This is a genomic window from Rhodoferax sp. (assembly GCF_012927445.1).
Taxonomy (GTDB): Bacteria; Pseudomonadota; Gammaproteobacteria; order Burkholderiales; family Burkholderiaceae_C; genus Rhodoferax.
Map to the genome: position 1 here is coordinate 223,226 of NZ_JABBPD010000001.1, position 17,519 is coordinate 240,744.

Annotated in this window: 14 protein-coding genes; 11 read left to right on the forward strand and 3 right to left on the reverse strand. The window is 61.4% G+C overall.

Annotation, left to right across the window (positions count from 1 at the left end):
• Positions 1–7: 7 nt before the first annotated feature.
• From HHJ17_RS01000 to HHJ17_RS01010, 3 genes are read left to right on the forward strand one after another with little or no spacing between them, the layout of a single operon-like run.
• Positions 8–1,147: an ABC transporter ATP-binding protein gene (locus HHJ17_RS01000; RefSeq protein WP_296504712.1), complete on the forward strand. Its 1,140-nt coding sequence runs from the start codon at positions 8–10 to the stop codon at positions 1,145–1,147.
• Positions 1,137–2,024: an ABC transporter permease gene (locus HHJ17_RS01005; protein ID WP_296504713.1), complete on the forward strand. Its 888-nt coding sequence runs from the start codon at positions 1,137–1,139 to the stop codon at positions 2,022–2,024. Before HHJ17_RS01000 ends, HHJ17_RS01005 begins: the two co-directional genes overlap by 11 nt.
• Positions 2,021–2,896, forward strand: a complete 876-nt coding sequence (locus tag HHJ17_RS01010) for an ABC transporter permease (protein ID WP_296504715.1) — start codon at positions 2,021–2,023, stop codon at positions 2,894–2,896. Before HHJ17_RS01005 ends, HHJ17_RS01010 begins: the two co-directional genes overlap by 4 nt.
• Positions 2,897–3,276: 380 nt before the next feature.
• Here the strand turns inward: HHJ17_RS01010 and lolD are convergent, their stop codons facing one another.
• The gene (gene lolD, locus HHJ17_RS01015) at positions 3,277–3,948 is read right to left on the reverse strand and encodes a lipoprotein-releasing ABC transporter ATP-binding protein LolD (protein ID WP_296500626.1); all 672 of its coding nucleotides are present in this window, start codon (positions 3,946–3,948) and stop codon (positions 3,277–3,279) included.
• 118 nt (positions 3,949–4,066) lie between these two features.
• Positions 4,067–5,323, reverse strand: coding sequence for a lipoprotein-releasing ABC transporter permease subunit (locus tag HHJ17_RS01020; protein WP_296500226.1), 1,257 nt, complete (start codon positions 5,321–5,323; stop codon positions 4,067–4,069).
• Positions 5,324–5,421: 98 nt separating this feature from the next.
• Here HHJ17_RS01020 and HHJ17_RS01025 point away from each other — a divergent pair, with 98 nt between their 5' ends.
• Complete coding sequence (locus HHJ17_RS01025; RefSeq protein WP_296500228.1) at positions 5,422–6,360, forward strand: phosphoglycerate mutase; 939 nt, start codon at positions 5,422–5,424, stop codon at positions 6,358–6,360.
• A complete protein-coding gene (gene recJ, locus HHJ17_RS01030) occupies positions 6,357–8,081 on the forward strand; it encodes a single-stranded-DNA-specific exonuclease RecJ (RefSeq protein ID WP_296500229.1) in 1,725 nt (574 codons plus the stop codon). Before HHJ17_RS01025 ends, recJ begins: the two co-directional genes overlap by 4 nt.
• Positions 8,082–8,162: 81 nt before the next feature.
• Here recJ and HHJ17_RS01035 read toward each other — a convergent pair whose 3' ends face one another.
• Positions 8,163–9,941 carry a methyl-accepting chemotaxis protein gene (locus HHJ17_RS01035; protein WP_296500230.1) on the reverse strand — a complete coding sequence of 593 codons (1,779 nt, stop codon included), beginning with the start codon at positions 9,939–9,941 and terminating at the stop codon, positions 8,163–8,165.
• A 160-nt stretch (positions 9,942–10,101) separates the two neighbouring features.
• Here HHJ17_RS01035 and HHJ17_RS01040 point away from each other — a divergent pair, with 160 nt between their 5' ends.
• From HHJ17_RS01040 to HHJ17_RS01065, 6 genes are all read left to right on the forward strand, one after another.
• The gene (locus HHJ17_RS01040) at positions 10,102–11,001 is read left to right on the forward strand and encodes a 3',5'-nucleoside bisphosphate phosphatase (RefSeq protein ID WP_296500232.1); all 900 of its coding nucleotides are present in this window, start codon (positions 10,102–10,104) and stop codon (positions 10,999–11,001) included.
• A gap of 7 nt (positions 11,002–11,008) precedes the next feature.
• Entirely contained in the window at positions 11,009–11,905 is an 897-nt protein-coding gene (locus HHJ17_RS01045) for a DMT family transporter (RefSeq protein ID WP_296500234.1), read from the forward strand.
• 58 nt (positions 11,906–11,963) lie between these two features.
• Positions 11,964–12,587 (forward strand): L-threonylcarbamoyladenylate synthase, encoded by a 624-nt coding sequence (locus HHJ17_RS01050; RefSeq protein ID WP_296500236.1) that lies wholly within the window; start codon positions 11,964–11,966, stop codon positions 12,585–12,587.
• A gap of 34 nt (positions 12,588–12,621) precedes the next feature.
• Positions 12,622–13,290, forward strand: a complete 669-nt coding sequence (locus HHJ17_RS01055; RefSeq protein WP_296500238.1) for a site-2 protease family protein — start codon at positions 12,622–12,624, stop codon at positions 13,288–13,290.
• Positions 13,291–13,320: 30 nt separating this feature from the next.
• Entirely contained in the window at positions 13,321–14,616 is a 1,296-nt protein-coding gene (locus HHJ17_RS01060) for a tryptophan--tRNA ligase (RefSeq protein WP_296500241.1), read from the forward strand.
• A gap of 166 nt (positions 14,617–14,782) precedes the next feature.
• On the forward strand, positions 14,783–17,518 hold the full coding sequence (locus HHJ17_RS01065) for an EAL domain-containing protein (protein WP_296500243.1): 2,736 nt from the start codon (positions 14,783–14,785) through the stop codon (positions 17,516–17,518).
• The last annotated feature ends 1 nt before the right edge of the window (position 17,519 follow it).

Here is a 17,519-nt window from a genome sequence, read left to right on the forward strand (position 1 = left end):
AACGCCCTTGAAACACACTGCATTGAGTTCAACCTTTGATTTAGAAGCCATCCGCGTCGGCAAGCGCTACGGCGATTTCGCGGCGGTGGACGATCTGTCGTTCAGCGTGGCGCGGGGCAGCTTCTTCTCCATCCTCGGCCCGTCGGGCTGCGGCAAGACCACGCTGTTGCGCATGATTGCGGGCTTTTTGAGCCCGGATGCGGGCGACATCCGCATTGGCGGCCAAACCATGAATGGCGTGCCGCCCAACAAGCGGCCGGTCAACATGGTGTTTCAGCATCTGGCGCTGTTCCCGATGATGTCGGTCGGCGAGAACATCGGCTACGGCCTGGCGCGCCGCGGCATCGCCCGCGCCGAGATCAAACGACGGGTCGGCGAGATGCTGGAGCGCGTCAACCTGCACGGGGCGCAGGAGAAACGCGTCGACCAGCTGTCCGGCGGGCAAAAGCAGCGCGTCGCCATCGCCCGCAGTCTGGTGCTGGAGCCGACGCTGCTGCTGCTGGACGAGCCGCTCGGCGCCCTCGACCTGAAGCTGCGCGAGCACATGAAAATCGAGCTCAAACAGCTGCAAGCCGCCTTTGGCACCACCTTTGTCTACATCACGCACGACCAGTCGGAAGCGCTGGTGCTGTCCGACCAGGTAGCGGTGATGAACCACGGCCGCTTTGAGCAAGTGGGCACGCCGCAGCAACTGTATTACCAGCCGCAGACCCCGTTTGTCGCCGGCTTTGTCGGCGCCAATAATTGCGTGAAGGGTCGGGCCACACAGGTCAGCAGCGCAGGGGTGACCCTGACCAGCGACAGTGGTTTTGTCATGTTGGCCCGCGCCATCGGCACCGTTCATCGGGGCGATGTGATCGAGGCCTTTGTCCGGCCCGAGGTCGCCAGTCTGTCGCGCACGGCGCTGGTGTTTTCCGATGCCGGCGTGCCGCATTACCGGGCCCGAATTGAGAGCCTGCTGTTTGACGGCGCCAACTCGGCGGTGTTGCTGCGTGAAGAAAAGTCACAAACCGAGTTCCGCATTGCGCTGCCGCAGACCGGCCATCTGTCGGACCTGACGGTGGGCGAGACGGTCAGTTTTGGCTTTGATCCGCAACGGGCAGTGTGTTTTTCGGCGCCTCAGGCGGCAGCGGACCATGCCCGCTAAACCAACGAGCAGCAACCCGCTGCCGGCGCGGCTGCTGCTCATGCTGCTGCTGGCGCCGGCCCTGTTGTGGCTGGTCGGGCTGATTGTGTTGCCGCATGTCGAACTCGGTATTCTGTCGCTGCGCGCCCGCGTGGCGCCCCGCGTTTACGAGGTCAGCCTGGACCAGTACCGCACCTTCCTGGACGAGCCGCTGTACTGGCACACCTTTGTGCGCACGGCGCTGATGTCGATGCTGGCCACCGCCATCACCTTGGTGATGGCGTTCCCGATCGCTTGGATGATCGCCAAAGTGGCGCGCGGTCGCAACAAATCCATGCTGTTTATCCTGTGCCTGATCCCGTTCTGGGTCAGCGAAACCGTGCGCACGCTGGGCTGGATGATTCTGCTGCGCGAGTCGGGCGTGCTGCCGGGGTTGCTGATGTGGCTGGGCCTGACGCCCGCACCGGTCGACCTGCTGTACCACGACGCCACCATTCTGGTCGGCCTGGTCTACACCTCGATGCTGTTCATGGTGGTGCCGCTGATCGGCGCGCTGGAGAGTCTGGACGACTCGCTGATCGAGGCCGCTTACGACCTCGGCGGCAACGGCTGGTCAATCCTGCGCCAGATCATCATTCCGCACGCCGCGCCCGGCATTGTGGCTGGCTGCATCGTGGTGTTCATGCTGACCCTGGGCAACTACCTGACGCCCACCCTCCTGGGCGGCAAAAACTCGCAGTGGTTCACCGAGCAGATTTACACCCAGTTCATCACCCGCTTCAACTGGGAACAAGGCGCTGCCTTTGGCTTCTTGCTGTTGGGCCTGAGCACCGCCATTGTCTGGCTCGGCTTGAAACTCTCCGGCCAGAAGTTTGGCGAAGTGATGCGCAAAGCATGATCCCATCCCTGCCCCGCCCCGCCTGGTTGCGCGCCAGCACGCTGGCCTACGCGCTGCTCTTTTTCGCCTTTCTGTTTTTGCCGCTGTTGATTGTGGCGGTGTTTGCCTTCAACGATGCACCCTACCCGGCGCCGCCCTGGCGCGGCTTCACGCTCGACTGGTTTCTGGGCGGCTCGCTGGCCGGCCACACCAGCCGGCAAGGCCTGTTGGCCGACAGCGAGCTGCTCGGCAGCCTGTGGACCAGCGTCGTGGTGGCGGCTTGGGTCACCGTGTTGTCGGTGGTGGTGGGCACGGCCAATGCTTTTTTGATTGAGCGCACGCAGTTTCGCGGCAAGCAGGCGCTCTCGCTGCTGATGCTGGCGCCGCTGGTCATTCCCGGCGTGATTCTGGGCATCTCGATCCTGGCCTTTGCCAGCCGCATTGCCAATCTGGCCGATGACCTGTATGGGCTGGAACTGGAGTTTTTGCGCCCCGGCCTGCCGCTGGTGGTGCTGGGGCAGTTCTCCTACATCGTGTCGATTGCCACGCTGACCATCACGGCGCGGCTGAAGCGCTTTGACACCACGCTGGAAGACGCGGCCTACAACCTGGGGGCTTCTCGCTTGGCGGTGTTCGGCACCATCACGCTGCCCTACCTGCAGCCGGCGTTGATGGGGGCGGCGGCGATCTCGTTTTTGATGTCGTTTGAGAACTTCAACACGACGTTGATGCTGGTGGGGTCGGATGCGCCGCTCACCGTCATGATGTATGGACGGATGCGGGAGGGGGCGACGCCGGTGCTCAACGCGGTGAGTTTGTTTTTGATGGTGGCGTCGGCTTTGTTGGCTTTGTCTTTGTTGCGGGGGGCCAAGAAGACGGACGCTCGGGGGTGAGTTTTTTTGTGGCGGTGTTGTTTTTTTCTGCTGAATCCCCCCCCTATCCCCCAACCCCTTTCCACCCCCGCCGGGGCGGAAAGGGGAGCTAACTCCCATATTTGGCCTTGTTTTTTTAAGGGGGTCAGTACACGCGCCTTGGTGCGTTGAGTGCAAAGGGGTGGCTACTGGTCTGGTTTGACTTTGCTTCACTGACGCTAACGTCAACAGTCAACGAGCATCCGTCAGACCAGAGGATTGGCGTGCGACAAATAGCGTCACAAGCCCCAGCAATCAAATCCTTCAAGCTGAACGTGCCACCTTCAAACACGCGGCCAAATGAGACTCCCCTCTTTCGCCCGGCGGGGCGAGAGAGGGGCTGGGGGAGTGAGTGGGGAAAATCACCCTTCCGACAAGCGCCCCTGCACCAACCGCAATTGCCGCCCACAACGCGCCGCCAGCGTTTCGTCATGCGTGACCACAATAAAAGCGGTGCCCTGCGTGCGCGCCAGTTCCAGCATCAACTCAAACACCCCATTGGCGGTGCTGCGGTCCAGGTTGCCGGTCGGCTCGTCGGCCAGCACACAAGCCGGTTGCGTGACCAGGGCGCGGGCAATCGCCACCCGCTGGCGCTCGCCGCCGGAGAGCTCGGCGGGACGATGGTGCAGGCGATCTTGCAGGCCGACACTTGCTAGCATTTTAGTAGCCACCTGCGCAGACTCCACGGGGGCTTGACGTCGAATCCACAAAGGCATGGCGACGTTGTCCAGCGCGCTGAATTCCGGCAGCAGGTGGTGAAACTGATAGACAAAGCCGAGGTACTGGTTGCGCAAACGGCCCTGCTGGGCGGCGCTCTGGTGCGCCAGATCCTGGCCCTTCAGCCAGACACTGCCACTGGTGGGTGCTTCCAGTCCGCCCATCAAATGCAGCAGGGTGCTCTTGCCGGAACCCGACGCACCCACAATCGCCAGCGTTTCGCCGGCGCGCACGGTCAAGTCAACCCCTTGCAGCACCGTCACGTCGAGACGGCCCTCGGAAAAGCGTTTGGTCAAGCCACGGGCGTTTAAAACGATATCAGCCCCTGAAGCCGCCAGCGGAGGGGTGATTGCCGCCGCGCCGGGCCGCGCCAAGCTAGGCACGGCCCCCTCGGGGGGCAGCGCAGCACGCGAAGCGGCAAGCGTGGGGGTATTCTCATTCATAGCGCAAGGCCTCCGCCGGGTTGACCCGGCTGGCGCGCCAGCTGGGGTAAAGGGTGGCGACAAAAGCCAGCACCAGCGAAATGATGGCGATCGGCACGATGTCGGCTTGCTGCGGGTCACTCGGCATGCGGCTGATCAGGTAAATGTCTTTGGGCAAGAAGCTGGCATGGAACAACTGCTCCAGCGCCGGCACGATCACATCGATGTTGAACGCCACCCCGAGCCCCAGCGCCAGGCCGGCGAAGGTGCCGATCACCCCCACCATGGCGCCCTGCACCACAAAAATGCCCATGATGCTTTGCGGACTGGCGCCCAGCGTGCGCAGGATGGCAATGTCGGCGCGTTTGTCGGTCACCGTCATCACCAGCGTCGACACCAGGTTGAACGCGGCCACCGCCACGATCAGGGTCAGGATGATGAACATCATGCGTTTTTCGACCTGCACGGCGGCAAACCAGGTGCGGTTCTGGCGCGTCCAGTCGCGGATCAACAGGTCACCCGTCAGGCTGCCGGCCATCTGGGCCGCCACCTCGCGGGCCTGGTGCAGGTCTTTGAGCCGGACCCGCACGCCGGTCGGGCCTTCCAGCCGGAAAATCCGGGCCGCATCATCCATGTGCATCAGCACCAGCGCCGAGTCGTACTCGTAGTGGCCCGAGTCAAAGGTGCCCACCACCGTCATCTGCTTGAGGCGCGGCACCACCCCGGCCGGTGTTACCTGACCGCTGGGCGCCACCAGCGTGACCTTGTCGCCTTGTCGCACGCCCAAAGAGCGGGCCAGCTCGCCGCCCAGCACCACGCCAAATTCACCCGGAATCAGGCGGTTCAGGCCGGTGTTTTTCAGCTCAATGGCCAGGTCGGTCACTTCCGGCTCGCGGGCCGGGTCAATGCCCCGCACCATCGTGCCTTTCATGTCCTCACCCCGCGCCAGCAATGCCTGCGTCGCTATAAAAGGTGCAGCACCGATGACCTGCGGATTGGTCCGTACTTCGGCCAGGGTGCGCGCCACGTCGGGCAAGGCGGCGCCATTGGGGGCAAAGATTTCGATGTGCGACACCACGCCCAACATGCGGTCGCGCACCTCTTTCTGAAAGCCGTTCATCACGCTCAACACGATGATGAGCGCCGCCACGCCGAGCGCAATGCCCAGCATGGAAACGCCGGAAATGAAGGAGATAAAGCCGTTGCGCCGGGTGGCACGACCCGCCCGCGTATAGCGCCAGCCAAGAATGAGTTCGTAAGGAATTTGCATCGACCGACCGGGTTTTAAACAAGCGTCATTGTGGCATTCCCTGTTCTTTAGCCGCCACCGCCAGAACATGGCCAGACCATTTCCCGGACAATCGCTGCATGCACCTCCTGATTCCGTTCGCGTTTTGTAGCGCGGAGGGCTGCGCCTCGGCCCTGCCCTCACTGAAACTGCCCCACCTTGAAAAACTGCTCACCCGCCTGACACCGGAACCGCTGGACACTGGCGACGAGTTCAGCCTGTCCCCGCCGCACGAACGTGCGTTGGCCCGCACGCTCGGCCTGCCGGTGAAAGACGGGCTGATTCCCTGGGCGGCGCTGCAGGCGCGGCCAACGCACCCGACGGATGGCGCCTGGGGTTTCATCACCCCCTGCTTCTGGCAGGTGGGCACCAACCACATCGCCATGAGCGGGCAAACGCTGCCGGATTTCCCGGCGCAGGAGTCGCAAACCCTGCTGGCGGCCATGCGCACCTACTTTGAAGAAGACGGCATCGCGCTGCATTTTGAGCAGCCCAGTCTCTGGCTGGCGCAAGGTGAGATGTTCCGGGACCTGGCCACCGCGTCGCTGGACCGCGTGGTGGGGCGCAACCTGGAGCACTGGATGCCGCGCTCGGCCAGCGCGGCCAATTTACGGCGTTTGCAAAACGAAATGCAGATGTTGCTCTACACCCACCCAGTGAACGAGGCGCGCGCCGCACGCGGCGTGTTGCCGGTCAACTCGTTCTGGCTGAGCGGCACCGGCGCCCTGCCGACAGCGCCGTTCACATCGGCGATGGCGCCCGCGCCAGTGCCGGTCAGCACCCTGCGCGACGCCGCCCTCCATGAAGACTGGGCGGCCTGGGTGCAAGCCTGGCACGCGCTGGACGCCACCTCGTGCGCCGCCTTGCTGGCCGCGCTGGATCAAGGTGAAAGTTGTCAACTCACGCTTTGCGGTGAACGCAACGCGCAGACCTTTAAAAGCCAGCCCCAACCTTATTTGAAGCGTTTTATGAATCTATTTAGCACCCAGCCCGCGTCCAACCTGTTGGAGAAGCTATGAAAATAGTAGCGCGCGACATTCCGCCCCGCACCGCCTGGACGCTGGAACAGGCCGGCATCCACCCCCTGCTGGCCCAGCTGTACGCGGCCCGTGGTGTGCAGAGCACGCAAGAACTCGACGATGGCCTGGCGCGCCTGATTCCGCCGGGCGAGATGCGCGGCACGCGGGAGGCGGCCCAACTGCTGGCCGACGCGATTGCCGCCGACCAAAAACTCTGCATCGTGGCCGACTACGACTGTGACGGCGCCACCGCCTGTGCCGTGGCGATGCGCGGCCTGCGCCTGCTGGGCGCCAAGTTTGTGAGCTACATCGTGCCGGACCGGGTGGTGGACGGCTACGGCCTGACGCCGCCGATCTCGCAACGCGTCAAAGACAGCGGCGCCGACGTGCTGATCACGGTCGACAACGGCATCGCCAGCCTGGAAGGGGTCGCCACCGCCAAAGCGCTGGGCCTGCAGGTGCTGGTGACCGATCACCACTTGCCGGCTTCCGTCAACGGCCAGATTGTGTTGCCAGCGGCCGACGTCATCGTCAACCCGAACCAGCCGGGCTGCACCTTTGAGAGCAAATCCATCGCCGGCGTCGGCGTCATGTTTTATGTGCTGCTGGCGCTGCGCGCCGAGCTGCGCCAGCGCGGCTACTTTGACGCCGCCTCGCAGCCCAAACTCGACACGCTGCTGCCGCTGGTGGCGCTGGGCACCGTGGCCGACGTGGTCAAACTCGACGCCAACAACCGCCGCCTTGTGGCGCAAGGGCTCAAACGGGTGCGCGCCCTGGCCATGCCTGCGGGACTAGCTTCTCTTTTTGCAGCAGCCGGACGCAGCGCGCCGGTCGCCACCACCTTCGACTTCGGCTTTGCCCTGGGGCCGCGCATCAATGCTGCCGGCCGCCTGTCGGACATGACGCTGGGCATTGAATGCCTGCTGACCGACGACGCCGCACGCGGTGACGAACTGGCCAAAATGCTGGACGGCATCAACCGCGAGCGGCGCGAGATTGAGGGCAGCATGCGCGAGCAGGCCTTTGCCATTGCCGAATCACTGTTTGATGAAGACGAAGAACCGCCGCCGGCGATCTGCGTCTTTGACCCCGATTTTCATGAAGGCGTGGTCGGCATCGTGGCCTCGCGCATCAAGGACAAGCTGCACCGGCCGACCTTTGTCTTTGCCGCCAGCGCCGCGCCGGGCCGCGAGCACGAACTGAAAGGCTCGGGCCGCTCCATCCCCGGTTTTCACCTGCGCGATGCGCTCGATCTGGTCGCCAAACGCTACCCCGGCGTGCTGCTGCGCTTTGGCGGCCACGCCATGGCGGCCGGCTGCACCATCGCGGAAGAAAACTTTGACGCCTTTGAACAAGGGCTGAACGAGGTGGCGCAAGAATGGCTGGACGCCGCCACGCTGACGCGACGCCTGGACACCGATGGCCCGTTAAAGCCGGAGTACCGTCGGGTCGAACTGGTGGACGTGCTGCACAAAGAGGTGTGGGGCCAGGGCTTTGCGCCGCCGACCTTCAGCGAAGAGGTCGAGGTGGTGTCGCAACGGCTGGTGGGTGAAAAACATCTGGCCCTCAAGCTCAAACACCAGGGCCAGCCGGTCGACGGCATCTGGTTCGGCCACACCGAGCATCTCCCGGCCCGCGTCAAGCTGGCGTTCCGGCTCGACGCCGACGCCTGGAATGGCATCCGGCGCGTGCGCTTTCTGGTGGAAGCGGCGGAACTTTAAGCCATTTCGGGCCCTAGCCATGATGGCGTATGCGCAGCCAGCTACTTGTTTAATAGCAAGTCGCTGGCCAATGGAGACTGGTTAAAAGGATTCCCAGTCGTCGTCACTCTTGGCTTTGGCCACCACCGGTGCCGCGGCAGCGGCCCGTGCTGGCGCCGCAATCGCGCGGGGAACCGGCGCTGCCAGCTTGGGTTTGACGGTCGTTCTGAGCGCCAGCTTGGGCGGTACAGGCCGGGTGGCCAGACGGGGCGCCACGCGCGCAGGCGGAGGCGGTGCAGACCTGCGGGCCAACGCCAAGGGCTGCGTGACCTCTTGACCGCCCACGTTGAACACCGACACCACTTGCGCCAGCCGCTGGGCCTGGTCATGCAAGGCCGAGGCCGCGGCGGCTGATTCTTCCACCAGCGCCGCATTCTGCTGCGTCATTTGATCCAGGTTGGCAACCGCCTGGTTGACCTGGCCAATGCCGTCACGCTGTTCGTTGGACGAAGCCGTTATTTCGCCGATCAGGTCGGTCACGCGTTGCACGCTGCTGACAATCTCGCCCATGGTCTGGCCGGCCTGTTCCACCTGTTTGGAGCCTGACTCCACCGTCTCGACCGACAAGTTGATCAGCGTTTTGATCTCTTTGGCCGCCTCGGCCGAGCGCTGAGCCAGGCTGCGCACTTCAGACGCCACCACGGCAAAACCACGGCCCTGCTCGCCGGCACGCGCCGCCTCGACGGCGGCGTTCAGCGCCAGAATGTTGGTCTGAAAGGCGATGCCATCAATGGTGCCGATGATGTCGGAAATCTTGCGCGATGAATCGGTGATGTGGCGCATGCTGTTGACCACTTGGCCCACCACCTCGCCGCCGCGGGTGGCGACCTGCGCCGCCGTCGCCGCCAGCTGGTTGGCCTGGCGGGCCGTGTCGGCGGACTGATTGACGGTGCTGGTCAACTGCTCCATGCTGGCCGCCGTCTGCTGCAGGTTGGAGGCCGTTTGCTCGGTGCGGCTGGAGAGATCAAGGTTGCCGTTGGCGATTTCGCTGGACGCGGTGGACACCGATTCCACGCCCGAACGCACTTCCGTGACCAAGCCACGCAGCCGGGCCACCATTTGCGACAGCGAACCGAGCAACTCGCCAAATTCATCCTTGCGGGTGTCGTGCACGTCCTGCGTCAGGTCGCCAGCGGCAATGGCGTGCGTCAGCTTGACCGCCCGTTCCAGCGGCCCGGTGATGGAACGCACCAGTGCGGCGGCCAAAATCACGCCCATGGCAAACACCAGGCCGACCAGGCCAAAGCCGATCCAGGCCGATTGCTGGCTCGCTGCCTGCAACTGCAGCAAGGCCGCGTCTCGCTGTTTTTCCTGCAGCTTGACCATTTTGTCGAGCGCCCCGATGTAACGCGCCACGCCGGGGATCAACTCCTGGTCGACCACCGCCTGCGTCACTGCCGCGTCACCCGCCAGCTTGACTTCCTTGAGCTTGCCAATCAGCCCGCGTGCCACGGTGCGGAGGGCCGCAATCTCTTCGAGCGTTTTTTTATCTTCATCGGTGGCGGCGCTTTTGCTGACCTTGGCCTGGATCTCGCTGATCTGGGCCACCAGCGTCTGGATTTGCGTGTCGTAGGCCTTGGCCAGCACCGGGTCGGTGGTGATGGCACTGCCCATGATCAAGTTCGTCGTGTTTTCGGTGGCGCCGCGCCAGCGCACGGTGGTGATTATTTTTTCGTCATAGGCGGCAATGGAGGACATCGCCTCTTCCGTGATGCGGCTGGTCCGGCTTTGCGTCCAGACCGCGACCACCAGCATGGCCATCAGCAACCCCAGAATGGAAGCCCACAGCCGATGCGACACGCGCAAATCATTAAATTTCATTGTTGTCCTAATTGAAACACCACATTGACCCTAGACGGGACAGATGACCGACCACCAGAAAGTGGCAGCGCGTCGAATTTTAATCGTCCATCAGATCGCGCTGAGGTGGGCGGTAACAAGGCACGCAACGGGGTCAATCCACAGCGCCTAAAATGTTTCGGTGACTTCCATCCTTAATGCCGACCTCCACTGCCATTCCGTCGTCTCCGACGGCACCCTCACGCCTGAAGCCCTGGCCGCACGCGCCAAAGCCAATGGGGTCGTGTTGTGGGCCCTGACCGATCATGACGAGATTGGCGGCCAGCAGCGTGCCGCCACTGCGGCCAAGGCGCTGGGGCTGCACTACCTCACCGGTGTCGAAATTTCGGTCACTTTCATTGGCCAGACGGTCCACATCGTCGGCCTCGGGTTTGATCCGGAAAATCCGGCCCTCCAACTCGGCCTCAGCCAGACCCGGGGCGGCCGTGGGCAGCGGGCGAGGGACATGTCCGCCGGTCTGGCCAAGGCCGGCATTCACGGTGCCTATGAAGGGGCGTTGAAATTTGCCGGCAACCACGACCTGATTTCACGTACCCACTTTGCCCGTTTTCTGGTGGAAAGTTGCGTCTGCAAGGATACCAATGAGGTGTTTCGCAAATACCTGACCGAGGGCAAGCCCGGCTTTGTCGAGCACCGCTGGGCCAGCCTGAAAGATGCCGTGACCTGGATCACCCAAGCCGGTGGTGTTGCCGTCATCGCGCACCCGGCACGCTACAAATTCACCGCCAACCAGGAATTTGCGCTGTTTACCGAGTTCAAAGGTCATGGCGGCCAAGGTGTCGAAGTGGTCACCGGCAGCCACACGCCGGCGGAATACCTGACCTACGCCGACACCGCCCGCGAATTCGGCCTGGTCGCCTCCCGCGGCAGCGACTTCCACAGTCCCGATGAGAGCCACACCGAACTGGGCACCCTGCCCCATCTGCCCGGCAACGTGACGCCGGTATGGGAACTGCTGGCCCAACGCATCCAATACGCAGCCGTCACCAGCCTCGGGGCAGATGCCGCCGCGGGCCACTGATTTCCCCATGTCGTTCTGGCGCACCCCACAAGGGGTTGGCGTTCTGCTCATTGTGCTGGCGGCCCTCTGCTTTGCCGCCCTGGACACCACGACCAAGTACGCCGCCCGGCTGGCCCCCGTGATGATGCTGCTGTGGTTTCGCTATCTGTTTCAGGCGGTGGTGACCTTTGCCTTGCGGTTTCCGGTACAAAAACTGAGCTTGCTGCGCACCTCCAACCCGCGCTTTCAAGCCTTGCGCGGCGTGTTGCTGCTGATCACCAGTGCCTGCTCATTTTTTGGCTTGCAGTACCTGCCGGTCGGCGAATTCACGGCCATGGTGATGTTGTCGCCGCTGTTGGCCACCGCGATGGCCGCCTGGCTGCTGAAGGACTATGTCTCGCCCCGACGCTGGCTGCTGATGGCCGCGGGTCTGGGCGGCGTGTTGTTGGTGGTTCGCCCAGGCGGTCAGGTCTTCACTTGGGCCTTGCTGTTTCCGGTACTGCTGGTGACCACCTATGCCTGGTTTCAGGTGCTGACCAGCCGCTTGAGCGGCCAGGAAAACCCGTACACCACGCACTTTTACACCGGGCTCGCCGGTACGCTGGTGATGAGCCCTATCGTGCTGTTCAGCTGGGACACCGCCGCCCTGCTGGCGCATTGGCCGTGGTTTGTGCTGGTCGGTTTCTGGGGAACCTTTGGCCACCTGATGCTGATTCGGGCCTATATGCGGGCTTCCGCCCCGGTGCTGACGCCCTATCTGTATTCACAAATTGCCTTTGCCACGTTGGGCGGATGGCTGGTTTTTAACCATGTGCCCGACGCCCTGGCCTGGTTTGGCATTGCCGTGATTGCCGCCAGTGGCGTGGGCAATGCCTTGCTTTCTGCCTACGAGGTGGCCAAACAGCGCCATGTCATTGTCAAATAAGCCTTTGTCCGCCTCGTCAAGGCACAACTGACGCAACAACTTCACCGACAATATCTTTATGCCTCAATTTTTTGAAGTCCACCCCGACAACCCCCAACCCCGGCTGCTCAAACAGGCCGTCGCCCTGCTGGAAAAAGGCGAAATTCTGGCGGTCCCGACCGACTCCAGCTATGCCCTGGTCTGCCACCTGGATGACAAATCCGCGGTCGACAAGCTGCGACGCATCCGTGGCGTGGACGACAAGCACCACCTGACCCTGCTGTGCCGCGACCTGAGTGAGTTGGCCAACTACGCCAAAGTAGACAACCAGCAGTTTCGGTTGATCAAATCGGCCACGCCCGGGCCTTACACCTTTATCCTGGAAGCCAGCAAGGAAGTGCCGCGCCGCCTGAGCCACCCGTCGCGCAAGACCATTGGCCTGCGGGTGCCTGAACACAAAGTGTTGCAGGAACTGCTGGCCCTGCACGGTGCGCCGCTGCTGGCGACCACCTTGATCGCACCGGGTGAGACCGAGCCGTTCAACGATGCCCAGGAAATCCGTGAACGTTATAAGAAACAGATTGCCGCCGTGATCGATGCAGGTGCCTGTGCCCGGCAACCCACCACGGTCGTCGACCTGACGGGTGAAGAGCCGGTGGTGATCCGCGAAGGACGCGGTTCGCTGGCGGCCCTCGGTCTTTAAAAAAATCACTCCCACCCTTTGAGACAATGATCTGATGGATATTGCACACCTGATTCAAACCGTTGCCTTGTACGCGCTGCCGGTTCTGTTCGCCATCACGATTCATGAGGCCGCGCACGGCTACGTGGCACGGTATTTTGGCGACAACACGGCGTACATGCTGGGCCGTGTCACGCTCAACCCGCTCAAACACATTGACCCGGTGGGCACCATCTTGATGCCGCTGCTGCTGTACTTTGCCACGTCGGGTGCGTTTCTGTTTGGCTATGCCAAACCCGTGCCCGTGCGCTTTGGCAACCTGCGCAACCCCAAACGCCACATGGTGTGGGTGGCGCTGGCCGGGCCGGGCGTCAATTTCATCCAGGCATTTCTCTGGGGCGCCCTGTTTTTTATTCTGCACGGCAGCGGCGTGACCGAGCCCTTTTTTCTCAAGATGGCGCAAGGCGGCATTCTGGTCAACCTGGTGATGTTTGCCTTCAACCTGTTCCCGCTGCCACCGCTGGATGGCGGGCGCATTCTGGTCGGTCTGCTGCCTTACCGCCAGGCTGAACTGGTGTCACGCGTCGAGCCGTGGGGCTTCTTCATTGTGATGGCGCTGGTGATTTCAGGGGTGGTGAGCACGCTATGGCTGCAACCCCTGATGGCCCTCAGCTACGGCCTGCTGGATATTTTGCTGACCCCGATTGCCATGATTTTTGGCTAGTTTTTCACTTTTCCGCACAAGAAATCCCCCATGAGCTCCAAGCGTTTTCTGACCGGCATCACCACCTCCGGCACCCCCCACCTGGGTAATTACGTCGGCTCCATCCGGCCGTCGGTGCGCGCCAGCCTGAAGGCTGACGTCGAGAGTTTTTACTTTTTGGCGGACTACCACGCCCTGATCAAGATCGATGAACCGTCCCGCATCCAGCGCTCCACACTGGAGATTGCCGCCAGCTGGCTGGCCGCCGGTCTGGACCCTGAACGCGTCATTTTTTATCGCCAGTCGGATGTGCCCGAGATTCCGGAACTCACCTGGTTTCTCACCTGCGTCACCGGCAAGGGCATCCTGAACCGGGCCCACGCCTACAAGGCGTCGGTGGACAAAAACACCAGCGCCGGCGATGACCCGGACTCGGATGTGAGCGCCGGCCTGTTCATGTACCCGGTATTGATGGGAGCGGACATTCTGATGTTCAACGCCCACAAAGTGCCGGTAGGCCGTGACCAGATTCAGCACATCGAGATGGCGCGCGACATGGCACACAGTTTCAACCACCGCTACGGCGAGCACTTTGTGCCGCCCGAAGCCGAGATTGAAGATGACGTCGCCACCCTGCCCGGTCTGGATGGCCGCAAGATGAGCAAGAGCTACGACAACACCATTCCGCTCTTTGCGCCGCGTGAGCAGTTGAAAAAACTCATCGCCAGCATCGTGACCGACTCCAGCGCACCGGGTGAACCCAAAACCGTGGAAGGCTCGGCCCTGTTCCAGATCTACCAGGCCTTTGCCACGCCGGAAGAAACCACGTCCTTGCGCGCGGCCTACGCCAATGGCATTGCCTGGGGTGATGCGAAACAGCTGGTCTTTGAACGGATCGACCGTGAGATTGCTCCCATGCGCGAAGCCTATCTGGCGCTGCTGAACGATCCGGCCAAGATTGAAGCGATTCTGATCGCCGGGGCCGCCAAGGCGCGCCAGATCGCCACGCCCTTCATGGCTCGTCTGCGCCACGCGGTCGGCCTGCGCGACCTGCGTGTGCAAACCAGCAACAAAGCGGCAAAAACAGCCAAAGTGGCAAAACCCGTGTTCAAGCAGTACCGGGAACTGGATGGCAAGTTCTATTTCAAGCTGCTGGATGCCAATAGTCGCCTGCTGTTGCAAAGTACGGGGTTCGACTCGCCTAAAGAAGCGGGCCAAACCATCGGTTTACTGCAGACACAGGGCGCCTCGGCCCTGCCCGGTCTTGCAGACAAACTACAAAACATCCCGGCTGTTGAGACAACGGAAGTTGGCGCGGCCTTGCAGTTGATGACCGATGCCGAGTAACTGCGGCATCACCGCTACTGTCCGCCACAGCCTCGGGTTGCCCTGCTTTAGATGGTTTAGTTAGCTTTTGATGCGCTCGAAATTCGCTCCTCAACTTGCATTTTTTTTCCGGAAATTTAGCCTTCGAACTCAAATTGGGTTAACGGTCGGCTTGGTTCTGAGCGTCATGCTTTTGGCCCAGGCATTACTGCTGTTTTCTGCTGCCCGCGACGAGTTGAGACAAAGCCTGTCGCGACAACTGGAGGTTCTGGTCAGCCGGGTCGCGACGGAACTGGACGACAAAGTGCTGATGCGCGTCGCCATTCTGGAAGCGATGGCGAGCAAATTCCCATTGGGCACGCTGAAAAACAGCAAAGAAGTTGAGCGCTACTTCCGCGACTCACCCAATCTTTCGACCATGATCGACGACTTTTATCTGTTTTCTGCGGAAGGCGTTCTACTGGTCGATTGGCCGATCATGACCGGACGCCGTGGTTTGGACATGACGGAACGCGACTACATTCAGGGCGTGATCCAGAAGGGACAGACCACCATATCCAAACCGATTCTGGGGAAAGCAACCAAGCAACCGATCGTCGTGATTGCGGTTCCTATTCTTAATGGTGAGGGCAAGTTGATGGGCATCCTGGGAGGCGTCGTGAACCTCCATAAATCACGTCTGCTGGAACCTCTGTCGACGACTCGGGTAGGACAGGCTGGCTACTTCTATCTGGTCGGCCCGGAACGGCTGACGATCATGCACCCTGACGCAACCAGGGTACTCAAGCCAATTACCGTACCCAACGCTAATCCGGTTCTCGATCGCGCGCTGGACGGAAGCTTTGAAGGGACCGAGGAGGGCATCAACAGCAGCGGACTTCAAGGATTATTCAGCTTTAAACGGCTTGCACAGACCGGCTGGGTGCTGGCTGCCGTCTTGCCCTCCAGTGAAGCCTTTGTCGCTGTCGAAAAATTAGCTTTACGGGTCACCCTGCTAACGGCCATCTCATTGATTCTGGCCATCTCCGTGATTCTTTTCATCGTGCGGCGCTATACACGCCCGTTGGAAACGCTAACAAATTTTCTTAAATCGACCCAAACGCTGGCGCCGCCGCCGGTATTGATTCACAGCTGCAAGGAAACCGACCGCTTATCGGATGCTTTTTCTCAATTTTTAGAACAGCAAAAAATCACCCAGGAAAAACTGCTCGTTGCCTCGCAGCGCGCCGAGGCGGCCAATGCAGATCTTCGCATTGCGGCCATCGCTTTTGAGTCGCAGGAAGGCATGTTTATCACCAATGCCGAGAACGTGATCCTGCGGGTTAATCAAGCTTTCATTGAAATCACCGGCTATTCAAGTGAAGAAGCCGTTGGCCAGACTGCCGACTTGCTCCGCTCGGGGCGCCATGACGCTCAGTTTTATGCAGCGATGCATGAGAGTCTTCAGCGCGCCAGATCATGGCAAGGTGAAATCTGGAACCGTCGAAAAAATGGCGATATCCACCCTGAATGGCTGACGATTACAGCAGTTATTGACGGCGAAGGGGCACTCACCCATTACGTGTCAACGCTAACCGACATCAGCCAGCGCAAGGCCGCCGAAGAAGAGATCCAGCACCTCGCGTTCTACGACCCGCTCACCCTATTGCCCAACCGCCGTCTGCTGCTTGACCGTCTGCAACAAGCCCTCGCCTCCAGCGCCAGAAGCGAGCGCACGGGGGCCTTGCTGTTCATTGACCTGGACAACTTCAAGATGCTCAATGACACCCTCGGTCATGACAAAGGGGATCTGTTGCTCCAGCAAGTGGCGCACCGTCTGGCGAGTTGCGTCCGCGAGGGCGACAGCATTGCCCGACTGGGGGGTGACGAGTTTGTGCTCGTGCTTGAAGACCTGAGCGAGAGCGCCAATGAAGCCGCCACCCAAGCCAAAACGGTTGGCGAAAAAATCCTCACGGCCCTCAACGTCCCCTACTCTCTGGCAGGACACCCTTATCACAATACACCCAGCATTGGCATCACCTTGTTTGCCGATCACCTGAACAGCGTCGATGAACTGATGAAACACGCCGACCTGGCGATGTACGAAGCCAAAAAAGCAGGTCGCAACACGCTGCGTTTCTTTGACCCCAAAATGCAGGCGACGATCACCAGCCGCGCAACACTGGAAAAGGACCTGCGCGATGGCTTGCAACAGCGTCAATTCATGCTGTATTACCAACCGCAAGTCGACAGGACTGGTGGCATCACGGGGACGGAGGCACTGGTGCGCTGGCAGCATCCACAACTGGGCGTGGTATCCCCTGGCGTTTTCATCCCGCTGGCCGAGGAAACGGGGCTGATCCTGCCTTTGGGCTTCTGGGTGCTGGAAACCGCCTGTGATCAGTTGGTCACTTGGGCGTTGAGGCCCGATACGGCCCACCTTTGCGTCGCGGTAAACGTCAGTGCCGTCCAGTTTCGGCAAGCAGATTTTGTTGCGCAGGTGATGGCGATACTCAAGCGCAGTGGTGCAAATCCGCAAAAACTCAAACTGGAGTTGACCGAGAGCCTGCTGCTGGACAATGTGGAAGACATCATTGACAAGATGACCGCACTGAAAACTTGGGGCATTGGTTTCTCGCTGGACGACTTTGGCACCGGCTATTCATCGCTCGCTTACCTGAAACGCCTGCCACTTGATCAGTTGAAGATCGATCAGACATTTGTGCGTGACTTGCTGAGCGACCCCAACGACGCGGCCATCGCCCGCACCATTGTTGCTTTGGCGCAGAGTCTCGGCTTATCTGTTATCGCGGAAGGGGTGGAAACCGAGGCGCAGCGCGATTGCCTCGCGGCCGAAGGCTGTCACGCTTATCAGGGCTACCTGTTCGGCCGGCCTTTGCCTGTGGCAGATTTTGAACGACTACTGCATCCAGTACAATCATGAT